18 protein-coding genes, 1 tRNA gene, 1 other RNA gene and 1 pseudogene are annotated in these 24,301 nt (G+C 35.2%); 6 read left to right on the top strand and 15 right to left on the bottom strand.

The annotated features are described in order from the left end of the window. Positions 1-6: 6 nt before the first annotated feature. The gene (lpdA, locus tag GR160_RS04585) at positions 7-1,413 is read right to left on the bottom strand and encodes a dihydrolipoyl dehydrogenase (RefSeq protein WP_160748646.1); all 1,407 of its coding nucleotides are present in this window, start codon (positions 1,411-1,413) and stop codon (positions 7-9) included. A gap of 309 nt (positions 1,414-1,722) precedes the next feature. Between lpdA and GR160_RS04590 the strand changes: the two genes are divergently transcribed. Next, positions 1,723-4,005, top strand: coding sequence for a histidine kinase dimerization/phosphoacceptor domain -containing protein (locus GR160_RS04590; RefSeq protein ID WP_160748647.1), 2,283 nt, complete (start codon positions 1,723-1,725; stop codon positions 4,003-4,005). An 89-nt stretch (positions 4,006-4,094) separates the two neighbouring features. Here the strand turns inward: GR160_RS04590 and GR160_RS04595 are convergent, their stop codons facing one another. Both GR160_RS04595 and GR160_RS04600 read right to left on the bottom strand, forming a co-directional pair. After that, positions 4,095-4,820 carry a LytTR family DNA-binding domain-containing protein gene (locus GR160_RS04595; RefSeq protein WP_160748648.1) on the bottom strand — a complete coding sequence of 242 codons (726 nt, stop codon included), beginning with the start codon at positions 4,818-4,820 and terminating at the stop codon, positions 4,095-4,097. Next, positions 4,820-5,848 (bottom strand): sensor histidine kinase, encoded by a 1,029-nt coding sequence (locus GR160_RS04600; RefSeq protein ID WP_160748649.1) that lies wholly within the window; start codon positions 5,846-5,848, stop codon positions 4,820-4,822. The genes GR160_RS04595 and GR160_RS04600 overlap by 1 nt, the downstream gene beginning before the upstream one ends. A 205-nt stretch (positions 5,849-6,053) precedes the next feature. On the opposite strand from GR160_RS04600, the gene GR160_RS04605 reads away from it, so the two are divergent. After that, a complete protein-coding gene (locus tag GR160_RS04605; RefSeq protein WP_160748650.1) occupies positions 6,054-8,426 on the top strand; it encodes an outer membrane beta-barrel family protein in 2,373 nt (790 codons plus the stop codon). Positions 8,427-8,941: 515 nt separating this feature from the next. Here the strand turns inward: GR160_RS04605 and GR160_RS04610 are convergent. The 11 genes and pseudogenes from GR160_RS04610 to GR160_RS04660 form a co-directional block, all read right to left on the bottom strand. Next, positions 8,942-9,844, bottom strand: coding sequence for a hypothetical protein (locus GR160_RS04610; RefSeq protein WP_160748651.1), 903 nt, complete (start codon positions 9,842-9,844; stop codon positions 8,942-8,944). 15 nt (positions 9,845-9,859) lie between these two features. Beyond that, positions 9,860-10,885: a hypothetical protein gene (locus tag GR160_RS04615; protein WP_160748652.1), complete on the bottom strand. Its 1,026-nt coding sequence runs from the start codon at positions 10,883-10,885 to the stop codon at positions 9,860-9,862. After that, positions 10,886-11,146: an SH3 domain-containing protein gene (locus GR160_RS04620; protein ID WP_160748653.1), complete on the bottom strand. Its 261-nt coding sequence runs from the start codon at positions 11,144-11,146 to the stop codon at positions 10,886-10,888. It lies immediately after the preceding gene. 269 nt (positions 11,147-11,415) lie between these two features. Then, a tRNA-Ala gene (locus tag GR160_RS04625) sits at positions 11,416-11,489 on the bottom strand. A 78-nt stretch (positions 11,490-11,567) separates the two neighbouring features. Next, positions 11,568-12,200 carry a 2OG-Fe(II) oxygenase gene (locus GR160_RS04630; protein WP_160748654.1) on the bottom strand — a complete coding sequence of 211 codons (633 nt, stop codon included), beginning with the start codon at positions 12,198-12,200 and terminating at the stop codon, positions 11,568-11,570. A gap of 194 nt (positions 12,201-12,394) precedes the next feature. Continuing rightward, positions 12,395-13,447 (bottom strand): NAD(P)-dependent alcohol dehydrogenase, encoded by a 1,053-nt coding sequence (locus GR160_RS04635; protein ID WP_160748655.1) that lies wholly within the window; start codon positions 13,445-13,447, stop codon positions 12,395-12,397. 16 nt (positions 13,448-13,463) lie between these two features. Beyond that, positions 13,464-14,153 carry a dihydrofolate reductase family protein gene (locus GR160_RS04640; protein WP_160748656.1) on the bottom strand — a complete coding sequence of 230 codons (690 nt, stop codon included), beginning with the start codon at positions 14,151-14,153 and terminating at the stop codon, positions 13,464-13,466. Positions 14,154-14,171: 18 nt separating this feature from the next. Further along, positions 14,172-15,299: an NAD(P)-dependent alcohol dehydrogenase gene (locus GR160_RS04645; protein ID WP_160748657.1), complete on the bottom strand. Its 1,128-nt coding sequence runs from the start codon at positions 15,297-15,299 to the stop codon at positions 14,172-14,174. Positions 15,300-15,397: 98 nt separating this feature from the next. After that, a pseudogene (locus GR160_RS04650) lies at positions 15,398-16,246 on the bottom strand (aldo/keto reductase). A 51-nt stretch (positions 16,247-16,297) separates the two neighbouring features. Continuing rightward, positions 16,298-17,284: an aldo/keto reductase gene (locus GR160_RS04655; RefSeq protein ID WP_160748658.1), complete on the bottom strand. Its 987-nt coding sequence runs from the start codon at positions 17,282-17,284 to the stop codon at positions 16,298-16,300. A 32-nt stretch (positions 17,285-17,316) separates the two neighbouring features. Next, positions 17,317-17,889, bottom strand: a complete 573-nt coding sequence (locus GR160_RS04660; RefSeq protein ID WP_160748659.1) for an NAD(P)H-binding protein — start codon at positions 17,887-17,889, stop codon at positions 17,317-17,319. Positions 17,890-18,141: 252 nt separating this feature from the next. Here GR160_RS04660 and GR160_RS04665 point away from each other — a divergent pair, with 252 nt between their 5' ends. The 3 genes from GR160_RS04665 to GR160_RS04675 all read left to right on the top strand — a co-directional run bounded on the left by GR160_RS04665 (position 18,142) and on the right by GR160_RS04675 (position 21,180). Next, entirely contained in the window at positions 18,142-19,068 is a 927-nt protein-coding gene (locus GR160_RS04665; RefSeq protein WP_160748660.1) for an AraC family transcriptional regulator, read from the top strand. A 786-nt stretch (positions 19,069-19,854) separates the two neighbouring features. Beyond that, a complete protein-coding gene (locus GR160_RS19365) occupies positions 19,855-20,538 on the top strand; it encodes an AraC family transcriptional regulator (protein WP_237421163.1) in 684 nt (227 codons plus the stop codon). A gap of 153 nt (positions 20,539-20,691) precedes the next feature. Beyond that, positions 20,692-21,180, top strand: a complete 489-nt coding sequence (locus tag GR160_RS04675; RefSeq protein ID WP_370519207.1) for a porin family protein — start codon at positions 20,692-20,694, stop codon at positions 21,178-21,180. Positions 21,181-22,247: 1,067 nt separating this feature from the next. Here the strand turns inward: GR160_RS04675 and ssrA are convergent. Next, positions 22,248-22,644, bottom strand: a transfer-messenger RNA (tmRNA) gene (ssrA, locus tag GR160_RS04680). 207 nt (positions 22,645-22,851) lie between these two features. On the opposite strand from ssrA, the gene GR160_RS04685 reads away from it, so the two are divergent. Further along, on the top strand, positions 22,852-24,069 hold the full coding sequence (locus GR160_RS04685; protein WP_160748662.1) for an NAD(P)-dependent oxidoreductase: 1,218 nt from the start codon (positions 22,852-22,854) through the stop codon (positions 24,067-24,069). Positions 24,070-24,301 lie beyond the last annotated feature (232 nt).

Consider the following 24,301-nt stretch of genomic DNA (forward strand, 5'->3'; position numbering starts at 1 on the left):
CTGATGTTATATGTTTATGGCTCCCTGTCCTGATGAAATCAAGTAGGCTTCTTTTAATGCTTCCGAATATGTAGGGTGTGCGTAAGATATACGGAACATATCTTCATCTGTAACTTCATATTCCATACCTATAATCCCCTGAGCAATAAGGTCTGCAGCGCGTGGTCCAATAATGTGTATGCCTAAAATTTCACCATACTTAGGGTCGGTAAGTACTTTAGCAAAACCATCCTTTTCCATTGCAGCCCTTGCCCTTGCGCTGGCCAAGAACGGAAATTTGCCAACCCTGTAGTCTTTTCCCTGTTTTTTAAGTTCTTCTTCGGTAAAACCTACAGAAGCAATTTCTGGCCAGGTATATACTACTCCCGGAATAAGATTATAATTAATGTGTGGTTTTTGCCCGTTGATGGTTTCAGCTACAAAAACTCCTTCTTCTTCCGCTTTATGAGCCAGCATGGGCCCGGCTATCACATCGCCAATAGCATAAATATTAGGGTTGGCTGTTTGCAGTTTTTCATTAACTGAAATCCTCTCCCTATCATCAAGTTTTACGGAAGTGTTTTCTAGACCAAGACCCTCTGTATATGGCTTTCTGCCTACAGCAACAAGGCAATAATCAGTTGTGATTTCCTGTAATGTATTGTTTGTATCAAGAAAAGTAACTGCTGCAGTATCTCCATTATTAACCGTTCCCTGAACTTTATGGTTAAGCAATACTTTTATACCGTTTTTAGCAAATAGTTTTTTGAGTTCTTTACCGAACTCTCTGTCCATTGTTGGTATAAGGCTATCAGAGTACTCAATAATTGTAACTTCCGTACCAATGCGCGAATAGATTGATGCCATTTCAACACCTATAACACCACCGCCAATAATAGTTATGCTTTTAGGCTTTTCAGTTAACGACAAGGCCTCTGTAGATGTGATAATTCTCTTTTTATCTATGGTCACTCCCGGAATTGTGGAAGGTTTTGAACCGGTGGCAATAATAAAATAAGTACCTTTAATAAGTATTGGTTCTTCATTTAATCGCGAAACTTTAATTTCTGTGCTACCAACAAAAGAAGCTGTACCAGTAATAACTTCAATTTTATTTTTACTCATTAAATAGTTAAGACCTGCTGTATTTTGTTTTACTACATCGGCCTTTCGGTTAATAAGCTGAGTAAAGTCAAGACTTATATCTTTTAGGTTAATGCCATGTATTGCAAATTTTGTGGCTGCAGTGTGGTAATATTGTGTACTGTCTAACAATGCTTTAGTTGGTATACACCCCACATTAGTGCAGGTACCACCTAATGTGTTGTACTTTTCTACAATTGCGGTCTTAAAGCCTAATTGAGATGCCCTTATAGCGGCGGCATATCCGCCCGGCCCGGAGCCTATTACTACAATATCAAATGTTGTATCCATCGCTTAATACTTTTTTTATATTACTAATAGTGATTTCTGATCACAGTAATTTTCAAGCATTATGCCTTTATTATAAACAACTGTTTTTCAATAAAATAGAAAAAATATAAAATAATTCGCAGCGACATTTCGCTAAATGCTTGTTTTATACAGCTTTATATAGATGAATTTTAGGAAAATTAAAAAAGCTGCAACTTTTTTAATACATTTAACTTGTTAATTACTTTATTTAAATAAATGTTATTTAGAGTTTTATATTACATATACATTTATATTCTTACAATTAAGTTCCTTCATAAATTATATCATATGAAAAAAATATTGATGTTGGTAGTTATCGCTCTGTCATCTTTTTTGTGCACAGCCCAGGAAACTAAAAAAATTGTAGAGTTAAAAAAACAGCTTAAACATAAGCAGGACACTTCAGCCCGCATAGAAACACTGTTAGAAATTAGCAGATCTTTTTTATACGGTACAGAAGTAAATAAAAATCATATAGATAGTGCAATGGTATATTGTGACCATGCAAAAAAATTAAGTACCCAAATAAAATATCACAGAGGGTTTGCTAAATATAATATTATACAGTCCAGAATACAATATGTTCAGGGAAATGTAGATAAGGCACGCGAAATTGCATTAAAAGTAATTAACGGAGAAAAAAAAACAAATGCACACGAAACTTTAGGAGATGCCTACCGCGAACTTAACAATTACTACGATTATGGGCCTGATAACGATTTGAAAATTAAGTATAGCGAAAATGCCGTATCAGAGTACAGAAAAGGGACAAATAAAAAGGCTCTTGCTGATGGATTGGGCGAACTTTCTATGACGTATTTCTCTATAGAACAATATAACAAATGTATTATTATCGGATTAGAAGCATTGGAGGTTTATAATCAAATCAAGTTAAAAGGTGAAGTGCTTTTATACTCTGTAATGGGAATGAGCTATAATTATCTTGGTATTCATCAAGAATCCATTAGATATGAACTTATGGGAGCAAAACTTGGTGAAGAGAATGGCGATGAAAGTACCTCAATGGGAATTCTTTACAACAGTATTGGTATGTCTTATTTTAATTTACAAAACTATGCCCTTGCTCAAAAATATCATGAAAAAGGCTATGAATATGCTGTAATAAATAAAGATACTTATTTGATTTATACTATTGCGAGCAATATTGTAAATGCTATGCTTTTTCAAAAAAAGTATAAAGAGGCAGACCGTTTTTTTAATAATGTGATACAGAATTATAAACCGGGAACTGTAACCGAAAAATTCACAATAAAACGTAGGCTGCAAAATATTAACCTAAAATTAAGAAAATATGGTATTGCAAAGAAATATACTGACGAAATGTTTTCGACTGCAAAAGAAGCACCCGAAGAACTTGGAGAAATAGGAGTTTTTATAATGCATGAATGCTCTATTGAATATTATCTTGCAATAAAAAATTTTAATGAGGCCCAAAAGCATCTTAAAATTATAGACCAACATGCCCGAAAAGGAGATGCAAAAACCTTTTGGAAACGTATCTACAACTGGGGTTTTAAAATAGACTCTGCGCAGGGAAATTATGTATCGGCTATAAAAAACTATCAAAAATACAAGGCTGTAAACGATAGCATTATAGATGAGTCTAAAGGCAATCTTATAAACCTGATGCAGATACAGTATGAAACCGAAAAAAAGGACAAAGATATTAATGAGAAAGCTAAAAATATACAGCTACTAACTGAGCAGAAAAAGCTACAGGATGAAAAAATTGAAAAAGACAGGGTTACACGCCTCATTATAATTGCTTTTTCGGGTTTATTAATTCTAATTATTGCATTGTTGTATAACCGTTACAGAATTAAACAAAAAAACCAGCGTATACTGGAAACTAAACAAAAAGAATTAGAATTAAAACAGGCAGAAATTGAAACCAAGAACATTAAACTTCAAAATTTGGTTTCTGAAAAAGAGTGGCTTCTTAAAGAAATACATCACCGCGTAAAAAATAACCTGCAAATAGTAATGAGCCTGCTCAACACCCAAAGTGCCTATCTGGAAGACAAAGTCGCCTTAACCGCCATTCGCGATAGCCAGCATCGTGTACATTCTATGTCTCTTATACATCAAAAACTATATAAGTCTGATAATATGGCAGCTATCAACATGCCCGAATACATTAATGAACTTACACAATACCTAAAAGATAGTTTTGACCTTGCGCGCTACCTTACATTTGAAATGGATGTTGAAGATATGGATATGGATGTTTCTCAGGCTGTGCCCTTGGGATTAATTTTAAATGAGGCCATAACTAATGCCATTAAATATGCTTTTCCGGGTAACAGTGAAGGTATAATAAGCATTTCGTTACAAAATTCTGTGGACGATTATTTTATTTTAAAAATTGCCGATAACGGTGTTGGCCTGCCACACGATTTTGATAACCGAAAAATAAACTCTCTTGGCATGAGGCTTATGAATGGCCTTAGCGGAGACCTTGATGGAATTTTTAAAATATATAATGAAATTGGTACGGTTGTAAGTGTAGAATTTGAGTACAGATACCATTTAACTGACTCACATTCATAATAGTAGTTTTTATTGTGGATTGAACGGAATTACAGTAGAACACCTGTTTTTCTTTTTTGAATAGGGTAAATAATACAATTTTATTAATTTTAAATCTTAAATCGTTCTATCCTTTCAAAAAAAACATTTTTAAATGTATCGCCCAATGGCAGGCTTTTGCCTGACACCCTTACCTCATTATTATCAGTTCTTTCAATTTTTCCAATAGCAACGATAAATGATTTGTGTATTTTTATAAACTGATTATCAGGCAGGTTTTCTTCAAAATATTTCAGTGTATTATAGGTTACTACCTGTTCTGATGTGGTGTGTAGCACTATATAGTTTTTTATACTCTCTAAATAATTAATATCTTTAATTTCTATTCGCTGATAGCGGTTTTTTCCGTCTGTTTTTACAAAAAAATAGCTATCTGTAGTATTATCAGCGGTCAGCTTTACAGCGGCAGGTTCTGTACTTTGCTTATGTATTTTTTCTACTGCTGCTATAAAGCGATTAAACGGTATCGGTTTTAGCAAGTAGTCTACAGCGTTCATTTCAAAGCCCTCTATAGCAAACTGTGGATACGCGGTAGTAAATACAATTTTTACTTTGTCTTTAATTATTGCAGAAAGCTGTATACCGGTAAGGTCGGGCATTTGTATATCAAGAAATACAACATCCGGTTTATGCTCTTCTATTAGCACCAGAGCCTCTACAGCCCGTGTGCAGGTGCCAATACATTCTATACCTTGCAATTGTTCGGTATATTTTTGTAAAAGCCTTATAGCAGGCGGTTCATCATCAACAATTATACAGGTAAGTTGCCGGCTCATTAGTTTAAAGGAATATTGAGTGTTACATTATAATAGTTAGCATCCTGAGTTAACATTAGAGTATGATTTTCAGGATACATTATATTCAGTCGCTGACGTATGTTTTTATTTCCTATGCCATGTTCATCATAGCTTTTTGTAATTCGGTATTTGTTGACCGATGTAAAGATAAGCCTTCCGTTTTTAGCTATAATAGTTATGGTTATTGGGGTATCAAAATCGTCGGTAATACCGTGCTTAAAAGCATTTTCTAAAAAATGAATCAGCAGTAAGGAGGGCACTTTATAATTTTTCAAATCATCCGGATGTGTAAAGCTTACAGCCACTTTACTGTCAAAACGCCTTTTAAAAAGGTCGATGTAATTTTGCAGGAACATGACTTCATCTTTCAGCAGTACCATTTCATTTTCACTTTCATAAGTAACATAGCGCAACATTTCAGATAGTTTTAATATATCGGCAGCCACTTCAGGATTAGTGTCATATAGATCTGAATAGAAACCATTTAATGAGTTAAACAGAAAATGAGGGCTCAATTGGTTTTTCAGAGCTTGTAATTCTGCCTGTTTTTTCTCTAATGTTAGCTGATTAACCTGTATTGTGGTATTCCAAAGGTATTTCATGAAATATCCTACAAGGCTAAAGAGCAGTATCCTTATTGAAAAATAAGAATTGTCATAGATGTAATACAGTATGCTCAGGTCTCTAATGTCATAATTATGAAAACCGGTTATCTTAAAAAGCACAATTTCCTCATATACAAAGCGTATGGCAGGAAACAGTATTATGAGCCCAAATTGTCCCAAAACTAATAATCGCCATTTTTTGTTAGGGATTGTCTTAGGACAAATAAAAAGATAATTAAGGTAAAAAATAAAAAGTTCTAGAATAAGAAAACCAATGTTCTGAAGTATACTCCATGTGTTATCTAAATCTTTATATACCGTTATACTTTTTAATAATTGTTCCAACCCCACAAATAGGAGCCAAAATATTATGTGGTACAGTATTTCTTTTTTCTTGCTCATAGTGCTAAAGTAGTGCTTATACTAAACCTATGCAGGAATATTGTTTAAACAGGCAAAAATACAGGACAAATACCGTTTTTAAGACAACAAACATATAAATGACAATCAGTAACCGTTTTGTTTTATAAACAGGCGGTTTGATACCAAATGGAATTTACCCACCAGCGCGCATCATAATATTGCAGTATAAAATCAATAAAACATCATGAAAAAATTACTGCTTATTGCGTTTATTCTTTGTACCACTTTACAGGTGGTGGCACAAATTACCATTAAAGGTGTTATAAAAGAACAGGATGCTACCGTTGTTGCTTTTGCCCCTGTATATATTACCAATACAAACACTACAGTTGCCTATACAGAAACCGATGACACCGGAAGCTACTTAATAACCATTCCGGATACATTTATAAGTGGAACCTTTACAGTAAGCTACTTTGGCTTTGTAACATTTACAAAGGAAATAAGCATTAAAAACCTGCCCCGGGAAATAAATGTTATCCTGACGCCGCAGCAGGAACAACTTGATGAAGTGGTAATAGATGTGCGCCAAAAGGCGATGATCATGAAGGGCGATAAAACAATTTTTAATATTGAGGCAGCCGGTATAGGCAACGGCAATAATGGGCTTGAAACCATACGTCTGGTGCCGGGTATTCGCCTTGATAAAGATGAGAATCTAGTATATAGAGGCAGTACCAATATACAGTTTATGATTAATGGTAAAAAAAGCATGCTTACAGGCGATGCCCTTCGCGAATACATTCGGTCTTTAAAAGGGTCAGATATTGAGTATATTGAAATTATAGCGCAACCGTCTGCAAGGTATGAAGCGGCAGGTACTGCCGGAATTATAAATATAGTACTCAAAAAGAACCGTAAAGCCGGGTTGTCAGGCAGTGTGAATACTGCTGCCTATTATGGAGAGTATTTTAAAAGCCAACAAGGCGGAAGGCTATTTTATAACGACTCACTCTGGACAGTTACCGCAAACGGTTCTTATTACAACGGGCAGTCAGTTAATCATAGACACATAAAACAAACCATAGCGGTGGAAGGTGGAGATAAAGTTATAGACCAATACAACACTTGGCTACCGGTTACAAAATCAGGAAGTTTTAATTTTGCAGCCGAAAGAAAAATAAACAAAAACCAGGTTTTAAGTACTGAATGGCAATATTATAATGACAGTAGTAAAGAAACTACCAGAGGTTATACTAATGAATATCTAAACAACATACTACAGAATAGAGTAAACCTAAGCCAGCGCTTTGATGCGCCTGAAAAGCGTGTAGCCGGTAATGTGTTTTATAATTTTACGTCAGACAGTACTACAACAAAACTAGACATACAGGCAAACTTTGCACGCTACAGCACCAGGAAAAACGGTTTTCAGCATAATGATTATGCCGATAGTATTTTTATGAACCTTGATGGCGAAAATAAAACCACTTACACCATTGCCAATGTGCAGGCAGATTTTAACCAGAAGCTTTCCAAAACTATCAATTTTGAGGCAGGTGCCAAGTATGCGTATGTAAAAATGGATTACTACAACCGCTATGAAGCTAACAATACTGAACTTTTGTTTATACCCGACAGTCTGTTAATTAATGATTTTAAGTACGATGAAAAACTCGCATCAGGATATGTACAGGCTTCAGCCGAATTTGGTAAATGGAATATACAGGCAGGATTAAGGGCAGAATATTACAGATATACAGCATCGTCTTTAGTAAGTGCCCAGTTTAATAAAGGTGAGTACACAAATTTGTTCCCCTCTTTATCATTTGGTTACAAATATGAAAATAACCAATACCAGTTTAGCTACAGCAGACGCATAGGCAGGCCCGATTATTTGTCGCTGAACCCTTATTATCAATATATGGATGCCTACACGCTTGAAACCGGAAATCCGGCACTAAAGCCCCAATATTACAACAGCCTGCAGTTAAGTTATGTATATAAAAGCATGTTAAGTCTTAGCTTATACGGCTACCTTTATAAAGACGGCTTTACACAGGTTATAGACTATCAACGTGATCAAAATTATAATATTACTTATAATGCCAATGCCGCAAAAGGCAGCAGGTTTGGCTTTTCAGCTTCAATGCCCTATAAGCCTACTGACTGGTGGACAATGCAGCTTAGTTTTGACACGTACCTGCAAAGTGAAAATTCTGACATTGAGAACTTTTCATACAGCGGTACGGGTTTTGGCTATGATGTTAATTTTTACCAAAGCGCAGATTTAAAAGGCGATTGGAAAATAGTAATGAGTAGTTTTTATACTGGGCGATCTACCACGCCAAATGGTTTTTCTAAAGCTACCTATGATGTAAGCCTTTCCGGTAAAAAAAGCTTGCTAAACAAAAAACTCCTAATTGCCGCCGGATGCTCTAATATTTTAAAGAAGAGTCTATATAATCATACTACCCGTGTAAACAACATAGCTACCGACTGGACTAATAAATGGGAAACACGCCGCTTTTTTGTACAGCTTACCTACTATTTTGGTTCAGGAAAAAACAAAGAAGTAAAAGCTACTTCTCTTGATGAGGAAACAAACAGAATGTAATAAGCGTAGATATAACAAACAACGCCATTGGATTCCAATGGCGTTGTTTTGATTTATGTGGAGAAGATGGGAGTAGTATAACTTAATCTATTTTTTTATAGATATAATATATCAGTATGTTTTAAACATAAACTATTAATACGTAGTATTATAAATTAATTTAAAGGCAGAGGTGTTGAAATTTGAGATTGAACAAGGCAATCCAAATCGAATGCAAGGAATTCCTTATAAGCCTAATTTGTATAGATATAAGTTACACATGAAAAAATAATCTTTAATTCATTAGATTATCAATAAATACTATAGAGCCGATTCAATTCTGAGCCGGCTTTTTTATAATGTTGAAATGTAATAGAATAAATTATTACTTTTCATAAGTGATAGGTTTGCAGTTTAGTTTTAAAAGTAATAGTTGACCAACGTAGCAAGAACGTGAAATGTAAAAATGAGGATTCCCTTAATTTGGATGAAAATACCTATTGATGGGGAGGTGTAAAAAAACCCGCTGGAATGGACTAATAAACATATTCCTCCATTGGTATATCATAATCTTTAAATAACAATGTTGATTTCAAAGATTCCAATGCAACCACATCTTTTAAGATGTAAGATATGTAGTGTTTGAATCTATTCAATTTTTCGGAATCTTCACCATGGAATGAGTTTATTAACTTTAATAGTTCGGAGTCGTTTAGCAAAGCAGTCGTACCCTTTTTATCATCTGCAACTGCCAAATATCTAAGTATATTAGCTATAGCCTCTTTATTAAAAACTTTTATAATAATGGGTTTCAAAAATTTCATTCGATCTTCATGGTTATAATTTAAGATAAAATAAAATATTGCAAAGGGAAATTTATGATCTAATGAATCTTGGGTATTGAGTATGTTGCTATAGTAATTTTCTAAAACTTTTGATTTCTTGGATGAACATAACGCCCATGACAATGCGCTTTCTGGATCATTCATTATTTTGTTATCAATTATAGATATGAGCCTTGCTTGCTGAGATTCATTCAAGGATATAAGCCGATTATTTTTAATATAAAAATATCCATGGTCTTTCTGTATCATATTTTTTGATTCCAGATTTAATAATGCCGTTTCAGCGTCTGCGCTACTTTTAGTATCTAAATACTCTTTGATTTTTGTATCCATGATATCTTCAAAATTTTTGAGTATTTCTTTAGAAGGTTTAATTGAAGCGAAGTATACCCACACTGGTATTACAATCGCTATTAAGGCTATAAATACAGATATTATAGTATAAATAGTACTAAAATCCGCTATAACATCAGAAGCCTGTTCTAATCGAGCCTTTAGAATAATTTCATTCATATTATTTGATGATCTTAGAGAATCAACTTGGCACTGTAACCTTTCTATACGAATAAAGGCTTGTTGTATGGAATCGTTCATATAATTTTTTAGAAATTATTTCAATAACATTATTTTAAAAATTTTAGACACATGTTCTCCTAAATCTGATAAATCCAAGTCTTTAGTATTTACTTTGTTATTTACAACTTTCATGTTTGCTTCTGTCAATAATAATTTGAAATCTCTTAGCTTTACTACAAGTTGATAATCTGCCAGCTCGCTTGGAAAATACCTGAAATTTTCGGCTAATAGAGATATTTCGATGAAGTTTTTAATTTCATTTTCTTGTAATAAAAGCCGTAACGCAGGCTCAATTTTTTCGAGTTCTGTAATGCCAATTTCCACTTGGCTACTTTTATATTGATTTAGGTGAATTTCGATAGAATCAGCTGTAAAAATCTCTTTAATAACTTCTGAATCTTGAATCTTATTTAGAAGATACTTTGCTTGAAATTTATCAGCTTCATTCGTTTTATACTGTAATTCTGATTTTAATTTATTATGGCTTTCATCAAGCGATATATGTTTAGCACTTAATTCTTCGTATATTAAATCTGACTCTGCAGTTTTCTTAGAGAACTCATCATTTAGTTCACTATATTGTTTCTCTTTAGATTCTATTTCTAATTTTAGTATTTTTAGTGCTTCATCATGCGATGTTTCCTTGCTTCTTAAAGTATCTCTTTCACTCTTAACCGTGTTATACGTTTTTCTTAATTCATCGTACATAGACCTGGACACTACCGTGCCTACATCAGTACTCTTATTTACCAAATTAAGCAATACTATATATCCATTAGTCAAACCTCTTGAAAACAATAGTAGTAAAAACGTTCCCAAAAGGATAAAAAATGCATACATTATAACTGTGCATAATTCTGTAGTAGTACCATGTACTTTAAAATATCTATGGAAATAGTCTACTTTTTGGGTAAGGGTAACTCCATCAGCAAAATTGAATAAAGCGAATACGAAGTCGAAATTGCGGATAAACCATACTGCTACAATAGTACCAAGTAAAGGATTAGTAAAACGGGTTTTAGCGTAATCTGAAATGCTGTTAAAAAAGTCTGCAAACATTTACTTAACAAATTTATAATTCACCCACCCATTGGTTCCTGATTCGTTTACACGTAAATATATCCATTCGCCATGGTGGGAGATGTAGGTTAGCATATCGCCCTGAGCAATGGTTTCGGCAACGTCGTAGGCTGTTCCGGGGCCTATGTGCACATTTAGGGTTTCGCTAACCACTGGTGCTGCATAGCTGACCAATAGTTTTGTGTTTTGTGCAAAAGCTGACGAACAGCTTAATAATAGGAGTAGTAAAAGGTGTTTCATTATCAGGTATTTTTTTAACACTGATAAAGTTAAAGAAAAGTTAATGTATAAAAATAAGTGTTTCCTTAATTCAGGTAAAAATACCTACTAATGGGTATACCTTAACCTGACAAAAATAATATGTTTGTTAAATCTTTCAGTCATAACAATTACAAAATTAGCAAAAAGCATATAAGATAGTTATACTGAAAGTCGGAAAAATATCGGGAAATAATTTAAAAGCAAACCCCTAACACCTTGCAAAACAGTGATGTTAGGGGTTTTTGCTGTGGAGAAGATGGGAGTCGAACCCACGACCTCTTGCATGCCATGCAAGCGCTCTAGCCAGCTGAGCTACATCCCCTTTTTGCGTTGGCAAATATAGAGTAAAAAAATAGTATTCTCCAATAGTAAACCTAAAAAATAAGTTTATTTTTCGAGTTTACATGCTATGTGTTTTAAGCCAGCCAGTTATACTGAGTCGGGGTTTAATTACCGGCTTTACTTCATGTTCCAAAAGCTGGCTTTCAAAAATTACCACACGACCCGGTAGTGGAAAAATGTCCCTGCTCGTTTCAATACCGTTATTATTAAAATAAATAGTTAACTCTCCTCCATACTCCGTTTGCCAGTCTTCATCATTCAAATAGCAAACTATGCTTAACTTTCTACTGCTATCATTATTAAATGTATCAAGGTGCCGTTTGTAAAAAGTCCCCTCAGGATATAAAGCATAATGAAACTCCTGTTTTACAATCCCCATAAAACAGGTACGGTTAAGATATTGAACAAAATCACGGATTTTATTAAAAAAATAGGCTTCTGCACCTGTGGCATTTGCTTCGTCCAACCATAAAATAAAGTCGCCCCTAACAGAGTTAATTACCTTTTCGTTAGTCAAATTTCCAATTGCAGATTTTTTAAACAAATCCTCTTCATATTTTTGTAAGAGTAGTTTTCGTAAACCGCCAACTTCCTCTTTCGAGAAAAAATCATCAGCAACACAATAGTGCTCCTCAAGTAATCCATCTATTACTTTTTCATATAGTGGATTATATTCAAAATCATCGGCCATAAAAGCGGTAAATATTTACAACAAATATAGTAAAATAAGATGCTGTGCATTATAAGATTTCAAAAAGTAAAAATTAATACGATAGAAATATTAAGGATAAACGATTCACAATAAAAAAGATTTTCAACTGGAAAATTAAAGCCGGTTTCTTTGTAAAAAACCGGCTTTAAAAACAATATATAGTAAGGTAGGAATTAGCTTAAGGAAGCCATATCGATAACAAAACGGTATTTTACATCGCCTTTTTCAAGGCGTTCAAAAGCTTCGTTTACATACTCAATATTAATTATTTCGCTTTCGGCAGTTATATTGTGTTTGAAGCAAAAATCCAGCATTTCCTGAGTTTCGGCAATACCTCCAATATTAGACCCGGCAAAGCTTCGGCGACCCATAACCACATTAAATGCGCCTACTTCAAGTGGTTCAGGAGGAAGTCCTACCAGTACCACTGTACCATCATGACGCAAGAGGTTAAGATATGTATTGATATCGTGTTTAGCAGAAACAGTATCTATTATAAAATGTAGCTTGCGTGCATAAGCATCCATTGTCTCTTTATCTTTAGACAATACTGCATAATCTGCCCCAAGTCTTTTAGCATCTTCAACCTTTTCAGGAGATGTAGTAAATACAGTAACTTCAGCACCCATAGCTTTAGCTATTTTAATGGCCACATGGCCAAGTCCACCTATACCTAATACTCCTACCCTCTTACCGGGACCCGCCTGCCAATGTTTTAATGGCGAATAAACGGTTATACCTGCACAAAGTAAAGGTGCGGCGGCTGCAAGATTTTCAAACGCGGGCATTTTTAATACATATCGTTCGTTACATACATAGGTTTTAGAAAAACCACCATAGGTATGCCCACCTGAAACTTTATCAGGGCTGTTAAAAGAGAATGTAACCCCCTCATCACAAAACTGTTCTATTCCTTCGTTACAGTACTCGCAATGATCGCAGCTGTCTACAATACAGCCTATTCCGGCAAGATCGCCTACTTTAAAGTTTTTTACATGTGCACCTACAGCAGTTACACGCCCCAGTATTTCATGGCCGGGAACTATAGGTGCTGCAAAAGGGCCAAAATCGCCTTTTACCTGATGCAGGTCGCTGTGGCAAATACCACAATATAAAATTTCCATTTCTACATCGTGCGCCTGTATAGCGCGACGGTTAATTGTAATTTCATGCAATGAAGTAGCCGGTTGGGCTGTTCCATAAGCTTTTACCTGTATTGTTTCCATATATTTTATTTGTTTTTTAAAATTTATATCTTAGCCATAGTGCGCCATTTTGCAACGGTTCGACCGTTTTTAATTTTAGCGGTACGGCTATGGTATCATTCTTTAGATGCTCGAAAATCGTTGGTGTATTTGCCGTGGCATCAGCTATTGGAAGCAGTATAAGGCTCAGCTCATCTATCAATCCGGCTTCGAGCATAGCTCCGTTTATATGGCCTCCGCCTTCAAGCATTAGTTTTTCAATGCTAAAAAGCTCATACAATTGTTGAAGCACAAGTTTAAAATCAATGCTTTTAGCACCTCCGAAGATATACGAGATCTCTTTTTGCTGAAGATAATACAAGTAGGAATCACTTACCTGTTCTGTAAGTACCTCAATAATATGATCTCCATAAATTTCATTAGTTTCCCATCCTAATTTACCACTTGCATCTAGTGCAATAGCAAAACTTTTAGCAGTAGGGTTTGCTATATAGGCTTCTCTTGCTATAGGTGTTTCGGGAATAGGAAATTCCGGTTTGATACCATTAGAAAAATCTTTTTCCATAGTTAACCTGCCACAAAACCATGCGTTACTATTAAACGACTCATGACATTTTTCATATACTCCCACAAACTGATCTGAGTTTGAAGCTGTACCCCAGTTTTCAGAAAGTATCTTTCCGTTTATCGATGCCATCATGTGGCATATTACATACGGTTTTTGCATTTTATTTTTAAGATTAGCTTATTTTAAAGTCTTCATATCGATAACGTATCGATAACGTACCTTGGCATCAATTACATTTTGATATGCCTGATCTATAACTTTAGGTTCGGCTTTAATCACTTCAACTTCAGGGTAAATGTTGTTGGCTACAGAATAGTCCAGCATTTCCTGAGTTTCTGCTATGCCCCCTATAAGTGAGCCCGATATTTTTCGCGTACCTCCAAAAAGTATTTGACCAGAATTGATGCTAGGAAGATTTTCCTGTGCCGGGAAACCAAGGATTACCAAATCGCCATCGAGTTTAAGCATTTTAAGATACATATTGAGGTCATACTTTGCCGGTATAGTGCTGATGATAACCTTGTAAGTATTATCAAGTCCTTTTAATTCTTCAGGGTTAGTTACATTTACAAATTTTACTGCACCCATTTTAAGTGCATCTGCCCTTTTATCTTCTGTAATGTCAAATACTGTTACTTTAGCACCAAGTTTTACTGCATATTGCACTGCCATGTGACCCAAACCACCAAAACCGGCAACGGCAACCACATCGCCCGCTTTAACCTCTTTATGCTTTATGGGAGAATAGGTAGTTACACCAGCACAAAGCAGTGGGGCAACTTTTTTCATATCGGCAGTTGGCGGAATTTTAATTGCAAAATTCTCTGTTATAACCAGCTTATCCGAATAGCCTCCCTGGGTAACCTCATTATTATGATATTTGTCTACTGAGGCATACGTGCCGATGTTACCTTCAAGACAATATTGTTCCAGCCCCTGTTTACAATACTCGCACTTGCCGCATGAGTTTACCATACACCCCACGCCGGCATAATCACCTACCTTAAATTTTGTAACGTTTTTGCCCACCTGCGTTACCTTCCCGGCTATTTCGTGTCCCGGTACTATCGGATATTGTATATCACCCCACTCGCCTTTAGCCGTATGTATATCGCTATGGCATATACCTGCATACATAATTTCGATAAGTACGTCATTATCGCCTACGGCATGACGATTAAATTTTAGCGGGCCAAATTTTACTTCTTTTCCTGTCATGGCAAGACCCTTGGCAGGTATCGGCTTTTGTTGGGCAGCTGCAAAAGCAGAAATACATACTATTATTAGAGTTACTATTTTTTTCATTTGTTTATAAATTGTATTATTAATTTGGAGCAAATCTCAGGCTATTTAGTCTGAACATTTGTATACCAATTACGGTTTTACTTACCATTATTACAGATTTATTTGACTGCCATTTTCGAAAACCATTTAATTATGGCCGGATCTCTGTGGCTGAAGAAAAGGCTTTCTTTTGTATCCATAGTCTGAATTGCTGCCATATCTTCAAAAGTTAACTCAAAATTGAACACATCAATATTTTCAATAAGGCGTTCTTTGCGTACTGATTTTGGTATTACAACAACATTTCTCTGTACCAGCCAGCGCAGTACTACCTGTGCCACTGATTTGTTATATTTTTTGCCTATTTGTTCAAGGATTTTATTACTAAACAAACTATTCCTGCCTTCAGCAAAAGATGCCCAGCTTTCTGTCTGTACACCATTTTCTTCCAAAAAAAGCTGGTCTTCTGTACGCTGATAGAACGGATGTGTTTCTATTTGGTTTACAGCAGGTACCACTTAATTGTTTACAATAATGTCCATAACCCTGTCCGGATGAAAATTACTTACACCAATGGCTTTTATCTTGCCCTTTTTATACAACTCTTCCATAGCATGCCATGAGCCATGTATATCGCCATACGGCTGATGGATAAGGTATAGGTCGAGGTAGTCTAATTGTAATTTGTTCAATGACGTTTCGAAGGCTTTCTTAGTTTTATCATATCCTGTATCTGAAATCCAAAGCTTCGTGGTTACAAAAAGTTCCTCTCTATTAATACCGCTTTCTTTAATGGCATCGCCTACTGCTGTCTCATTTTGATAAGCTGCAGCCGTATCAATAGAACGATACCCTACTTCAAGCGCATTGAGTACTGTTTTTTTACATTCATCATAATCTGGAATCTGATACACACCTAACCCCAGGATAGGCATCTCTAAGCCGTTGTTTAATATTACGTTTTTCATAATTTTAAAGAAAGAGAGAAGCAGCCGTTTAATGCTACTTCTTTATATTAATTATAGTCCGGTAGTTTTTTCAATGGCTTCGATGTAACGACCACCTACAACTTCGAGTTTATCTGCGGCCTCAGTAATGTCCTTTATATCTTTGGCTGTCAGGTTAACAGTAGCAGCACCAATGTTTTCTTCGAGCCTGTGTAATTTAGTAGTGCCCGGTATAGGAGATATAAATGGTTTTTGAGCCAACAGCCATGCCAGGGCTATCTGTGCCGGGGTTGTGTTTTTGTCTGCTGCAAAACTTTTAAGCAGGTCTACAAAAGCAAGATTTGCCAAACGGGCATCATCGTTAAAGCGGGGCGAATTTTTACGAAAATCGTCATCTCCAATCTTGGTATTCTCATCAAAAGCCCCGGTAAGAAAGCCTTTTCCAAGCGGGCTGTATGGCACAAGGCCAATATTCAGTTCTTCAAGAAGCGGGATTATCTCGAGTTCGGGCTTGCGGAACCATAATGAATATTCGTTTTGCAATGCCGATACCGGAAACACTGCGTGTGCTTTACGGATAGTATCTGCACCAGGTTCCGAAAGACCAAAATATTTAACCTTACCCTCAGTTACAAGGTCTTTTACGGCACCTGCAACATCTTCAATAGGTACATTAGGGTCTACCCTGTGCTGATACAATAAATCTATAGTATCTATACCAAGTCTTTTCAGTGAGCCTTCTACTGCTTTACGTATCTGTTCAGGGCGGCTGTTTACCCCTGCCATCTTACCATCAACAATATTAAACCCAAATTTTGTGGCAATCACTACTTCGCTTCGCAAAGGCGCCAGTGCCTCGCCTACTATTTCTTCGTTGGTGTAAGGTCCATATACTTCGGCTGTATCAAAAAAGTTCACACCCCTTTCTACGGCAGCCCTTATCAGTTTAACGGATTCATCTTTACTTATACTGTGTGAATATGAAAAATTTAACCCCATGCACCCAAAACCTAAAGCTGAAACCTCGAGCCCCTGACTGCCTAATTTTCTTTTTTCCATGATATGTATGTTTATGAAATTTATTTCTTGATTTATATTTTACTAATGCCTACGTTTACATTAGTATATTGCTCCGGATTAGCTACTACCTTTGCTACAAAATTGGCAATGCCCCTGCGGGAAAGTGATCCGCCAATTTCCGGATCCGGCTTGTGGGTTATATGATAGTCAATTTCACTGCCATTTGTAAACCAGTTCGGGCGCAAAATGGTGTAATCCAGTCCAGATGCCTCAATACTATCAGCCAATGCCCTGTAAGGTCTTAGTATTGGCTTTAAGGGTGTTTTGTAAATGCCTATAGAACTTATGGCAATAACTTTATTAACTCCTTCTTCATGCATGGCTTTTACTATATTTTTTGCCATAGCTTCAAGGTTTCCTGTCAGGTTTACATACACAACATCCTGGCCTGCTACTACTTTTTTAATACTTTCATATTCAAGAGCGTCACCCTGTATTATAGTACATTTATCAGTTAGGTTTTTATCTATATATTTTGGAGAACGTGCAAAAAGTGTTAGCTGAATATTGTCCAATTTTAATAAAGCTTCTGCTACATATGGAACCAGGCTTCCCGTTGCCCCTATTATTACTATTTTCTTCATTTTAGAACATATGATTCTTATAAGTTAAAACAACAATACAAAGTTCAGGACTTATTCAGCAGGCACTTGTATACAGATTACTGAATTAACTACCAATATTACGGGTAAGGCTTTAAAGTTTTGTTAAGATAAAAAGCCAGCGCTTGTATATATATTACTGTTTCTCCTACCATTTTTACTGATAGCGTTATGAATAGTAATCAACTGAATAAAAAACAATTAATTTTGAATTTGAATTAAATGATAATGACAATGGAAAGGATTGTAAATTTTGAGAGCATTAGTGATTATAATACTTTCAATAACCACGAAACATTACACCCTTTGGTAAGTATTCTGGATTTGTCTAAAGCTTCACCGAGAAGTGCCTACAAGATGAACTTTGGAATTTATACTGTAATACTGAAAGATGTAAAATGTGGCGATCTAAAATATGGGAAAGAATATTATGATTATCAGGAAGGAACCCTCGTGTTCTTTGCTCCAGGACAGGTTGTAGAGGTTGAGGTAGAAAGTGTAGGCATTACATATCAGCCATATGGGCATGCACTTATTTTTCATCCGGACTTACTTGCAGGCACATCATTGGGAAGGTTAATTGACGATTACAGTTTTTTCTCATACAATACAAGTGAGGCACTGCATCTGTCTGAAAAAGAACGCCAGATTATTTTAGACTGTTTTGATAAAATTGCAGTAGAACTACAGCACGATGTAGATAAACACAGTAAAAAACTGATAAGCAGTAATATTGAACTTCTGCTTAATTATTGTGACCGCTTTTACGACCGCCAATTCATAACCCGCGAAAATGCTAACAGAGGAATTATGGAGCGGTTTGAAAGCCTGCTTACAGAGTTTTTCAGTCAGAATAAAGCACAGCATTTAGGACTGCCCACAGTTTCATATTGTGCTGATCAACTGCATCTTTCATCTAATTATTTTGGAGATTTAATTAAGAAAGAAACAGGCCGCACTGCACAGGATTATATTCAGTCCAGGATTATTAATATAGCTAAAGAACGTGTTTATGACCTAAACAAATCAGTAAGTGAGATAGCCTATGAACTTGGTTTTAAATACCCTCAACATTTTACAAGACTTTTTAAACAAAAAGTAGGTTGCACACCTTTGGAATACAGAAAAATAGCAGACTTGGTACAGGGGACTGACAATTAATCCTATTGCTTAATTGTAAAATATTGATTTAAATACGTTTAACTAAGTTGAAATCAAACAAAAAACCTTCAACAGTTTTTGAAGGTTTTTTGTTTGTGTGGAATTACCTGTTTTGATGTTTATCGAAACAACAAAATGAAATATCTTGAAATAATATAGGAGTCAGTCTTTTTATTTACACAAAAAAGCTGATCTTTTAGTAGTTTTAAATATTCTATATTTGCGTCAGTTATTTATCAATTCGCAGGAAATAAGCCATGTTTAAAAAGTATTAATTACAAAACAGATATTAAAGAAAACTTTTATATTAAGAAATTGATTTATACAACACTTTTAAATATTGCGATTTTTCAGGGAATAGTCTTGGGCTTAATTATTTTAAAGTCTTCCTTATTCAATAGTAATTCTAATAAATACCTGGCCTGCTTACTGTTTGCGCTTTCCATTGTTTTACTAAACTATGTTTTTGAAATTGAAGGTGCATTTATTTCCTGTCCTTTTCTACGTTTTATAGATGATATAGAGTGGATATTTCTACTACCTGTTTTCATATTCTTGTTTATTATAAACCGTATTGATAATACGGTAAAGAACAGACAAAAGACTTATTTGTGTTATATTCCATTTGCCTTTTCATCTATTGTTAGTATTGTATATGATCTTAGTAATGTAGCAGAAATTTATAAAATTACTGAGTCGTACATATACCTAATCAATATACTTAGACTTACTCAGCTTTTATTCGCAGTTATCATCATTGCTTTTCTGCCTCTTTATTCTTATTCTATGATAAGGCATTTAAAAGATCCTAAAGAGAAAAAATGGATAATTACTTTACTGACTATTCTCTATTTGTTGTTGCTTACTTGGCTTACGACTTATTTGGTTGCTTTATTCCTTGGTTTAGACATTTCCTCTGCCATGAGTGGGCTGGCTTTAGCTGCAACATTTATAATGCACTGGACAGCTTACATAGGCATCTACAAATACAAGCTCGCCAAAAACAAAGATGCCATTTACAGTTTTCTAAACAACGATCTGGCTGTCTCGTCTGCCACGCTACCAATTATAAAAAAAACCATAACGCAAGAAAATTACGCTATAAAAGAACACAAAGAATCTATCACGATGGATAATCTTTATTATCAAAAACTGGAACTTCTTTGTAAAGAACAGCACATTTATACAGACAGTACATTAAACCGGGAAAAAGTGGCCGAAAAACTGGGTATAAGCGCCGGATATGTTTCACAAATTATAAACACCATAACAGGTGATAACTTTGCCAACTATATTAATCAGTACCGGGTTGAAGCTGTAAAGGAAATGATATCAGATTCTGAATATGAAAACTATAATTTGCTGACAATGGGACTGGAATCCGGGTTCACTTCTAAAACAACTTTTTATAAAGCCTTTAAAAAAGTTACCGGCCAAACGCCAAATGAGTATAAAAACACAATCAAATAAGTACCATTTTGTACAGTTTTAAGTTTTTGAAACTTCTTAAAGTTTTAATCATGTGAATTTTGGATCGAAATAATTCAAATCACTTTTTATGAAAGAAATTTTATTACTAGCTGTAGTTACAGTTTTAGGATTTACAAAGTTAATGCCCAGGAAATTAAATTTGGTGCTAAAGGAGGTTTAAACTTTGCATCTGTAAGCGGAGATAATACTGAAGGTATCGATGTTGTTACATCATTTAATTTTGGTATTGTATCTGAAATTCCAATTTCCGAAAAATTCTCTTTTCAACCTGAATTAATGTATTCCGGTCAGGGATATAGTTATAATGATGATACCATTGCCTTAAGTTATTTAAACGTTCCTTTAATGGGAAAATATTATTTAATAAAAGGATTGAGTGTTGAAGCCGGACCGCAAATAGGTTTTTTATTTTCTGCTAAAAATGATAAGACAGATGTAAAAGATTCCTATAATACTTTTGATTTTGGTGTTAATTTTGGCTTAGGCTATAAATTTAATAGCGGACTTAATTTTGCTGCCAGATATAATCTGGGATTAACAGACATCAATAATTTAGAGAATTCTCCCAGTAAAAATAAAAACAGCGTATTTCAATTATCTGTTGGTTATTTCTTTTTCTAAAACTTAATATATATAGCCAAATCTATAAAAAATGTCATAATCTAAAAGACACACCCCTAACCCCTCTCAAGAGGGGAATAGCTTCACTCTTGCTGATAAAAGCGACTATGTTTAAAAGTCTGAATAAGTACATCTGAGTATTCCCCTCTTGAGAGGGGTTAGAGGTGTGTTGTGTAGAATAATTATGACAAATAGAAATGATTCAACTATACATCAGAAGATCCAATATATACAAAAAATCCCGATGATATTAATTTTGCCCTTGGAGCAGGCAGAGGCTGGAAATGGGTAAGTAGAAGCAGATTTCTTATTGAAGCGAACGTGGGTTATGATGGCCTTGTTCAATGCAAAGAAAACACAACATAATATTGTTGCAAAGTTCTGGCTGAGTTTAGGATACCGGTTTAATTAAGAGGAAAACATTATGCTGTAAACTTAGCCCAATCTTAAAAAATCAGACTCTTGCTACTACTTTGTAAATAACTTCAATAGATTATTAAGATATTTTAATAGATCCAATATTCTAAAAACAACGCCGCTGTTTCCAGTGGCGTTGTTTGTCTTTATGTGGAGTGAGTGGGATTTCTATCGAACACTTGACACCTATTTTGATGTTTTTTGAAACAATAAAATAATTTTATTTATATATTTTATTGTATATTTATGTTTCAATTTAGGAAATCTAAAAATCTGGGAGCCCTAACAGAGTTCTTTAAAGTTTGGCATTTAAAAGAGGTTTTGATTGTATCGATAAGTCACTTTATTATTCACCCTAAAAATGTAAATTTCATGGAAATAGCAAAAACAGTATTTGTACATATAACAATAGGATTTATCCTAACTTTTTTAAGCATGAGTTCTATGCAAATTTGCGGAGGTGTTGGCATTGCAGGCGGGTCGGTCAACAAACCAATAATTTGTGTCAAAATTTAAATATTATATGTTAGTGAACTGGTTCAATGCCAGTGCCCCGCCATATAGAAGCCGTCTTATAGGAAGGCTTTTTCTATTTTTAAATACTGAAAATAGAAAAACAACGCCACTGTTTCCAGTGGCGTTGTTTGTTTGTGTGGAATCGCCGGGAATCGAACCCGGGTCCAAACAGGGAAGCAAAGAGCTTTCTACACGCTTAGTTTCCGCTTGGGTTTTCGATAATGTGCAAGGCCGGAAACCGCCACACATTACTTAGCTTCTGTTGTCTCGGGGCTGCCGCGAAGCAAAACAACCCCCAGGTCTATTTTTACGGTTCTCCTATTCGAAACGCCATAAACCGGGGCTTTTCAGGAGAATCCCGCCTCCCTGCCTTGCAGGGACGTGGCCATTCTTACTATAGTTCAGAATTAAGCAGCAAGAGCGTAGTTATTTTCGCCGTTTAAATGTTTGAAGCAATGATATACGGGAACAGCCTCATTTCCCGACGTGCTTACTGTTCAGTTCGGCCTGCTGTCAAAACCAGTCGACCCCAGTAGTACCTTTAAATCATCAAAATATAATGACGAAAAGGAGTGCAAATATAACAATATTTTTTTAACCTATAAATTGATTGGAAAATGAATTTATGTTATATTTGGACGTTATTAAACATTATTGAGTGATAATTTATCAGTGTATCGTTTTCGTAGTTGTTAAACTCACAAAAAAAAGCATTGAATCATTAAAACTAAATTTGCTATGAAATTCGGAATTATAAAAGAAAGAAAATCACCACCGGATAAAAGGGTTGTGTTTTCTCCTGCCATGCTTTCTGCATTTAAAGAACAATTTCCGCAGGCCGAGATTAGGGTAGAATCGTCTGACGTTCGTATATTTAAAGATGAGGAATATAAAGCAGCAGGTTTTGAGGTTGTGACAGATGTGAGCGACTGTGATGTACTTATTGGTGTAAAAGAAGTTCCGGTGGATGCATTGATACCGCACAAAAACTATTTCTTTTTTTCGCATACTATAAAGAGGCAACCGCATAATAAAGAAATGCTGCAGGCAATTATAGATAACGACATTACTCTTTACGACCACGAAACTGTTACTGATACTTCTAACAGGCGACTGATAGGTTTTGGCCGTTATGCCGGTATTGTGGGCACTTATAATGGCTTTAGGGCATTTGGGCAAAAATATGAACTTTATGAACTGCCAAAAGCCGAAAGCCTTACTGATAGGGATGCTCTTGTGGCTCGCTTAAAAAGACTGACTTTACCTCCTATTAAGATCGTGCTTACCGGTAAAGGGAAAGTAGGCATGGGTGCTAAAGAAATACTCGACGCCATGAAGGTTAAAGAAGTTAGTGCCGATAATTTTCTTTCTAAAAAATATACTGAGCCAGTATATACTCAAATTGATGTGTTGGAATATAATAAACGTAAAGACGGCAATACAGACGTAGACAACAGCGATTTCTTTAAAAATCCGGGAGAGTATGTGTCTGACTTTGCACGTTTTGCTAATGCTGCCGATATGTATATTGCAGGGCATTTTTATGGAAATGGTGCACCACAGATATTGAGCCGTGACATGCTTCGCGATAAGAATAATAAAATTAAGATAGTTGCCGATATATCTTGTGATGTTGAAGGACCTGTGGCCTGTACTTTACGTTCATCTACCATTGCTGAGCCTTTTTATGGCTACAATGCATCTACAAATACTGAGACTGATATGCATCACCCGGCAGCCATTGTGGTTATGGCAGTAGACAACCTACCTTGTGAATTGCCACGTGATGCCAGCGAAGGCTTCGGCGAAATGTTCCTTAACCATGTAATTCCGGCGTTTTATAATAACGATAAAGACAGAATACTTGAGAGATCCAAAATTGCCGAAAAAGGAAGGCTCACCGAGAAGTTTAAATACCTGAATGATTATATTCATGAAAATGTGCCTCACCTATAGAGGCACATTTTTTTTCATTGTAAACAGTAAGTTTATGTACAGCCAATAGTCATAAACTTGATATTTATATACGTTTTCTCCCCTACCCGTACACATTTCCCCCTTTTATAAGATATTTTTTATCATATTTGCTTTTTATGTTTATACATTTGGCACAATTATAATTTCTAAAAAAATTATAGTGTGTAACATTGTTTTGCATTAAAACCATAAACCATTTTAACCCAAACAA

Origin of the sequence: Flavobacterium sp. Sd200 (assembly GCF_009826935.1) — a bacterium.
GTDB lineage: Bacteria > Bacteroidota > Bacteroidia > Flavobacteriales > Flavobacteriaceae > Flavobacterium.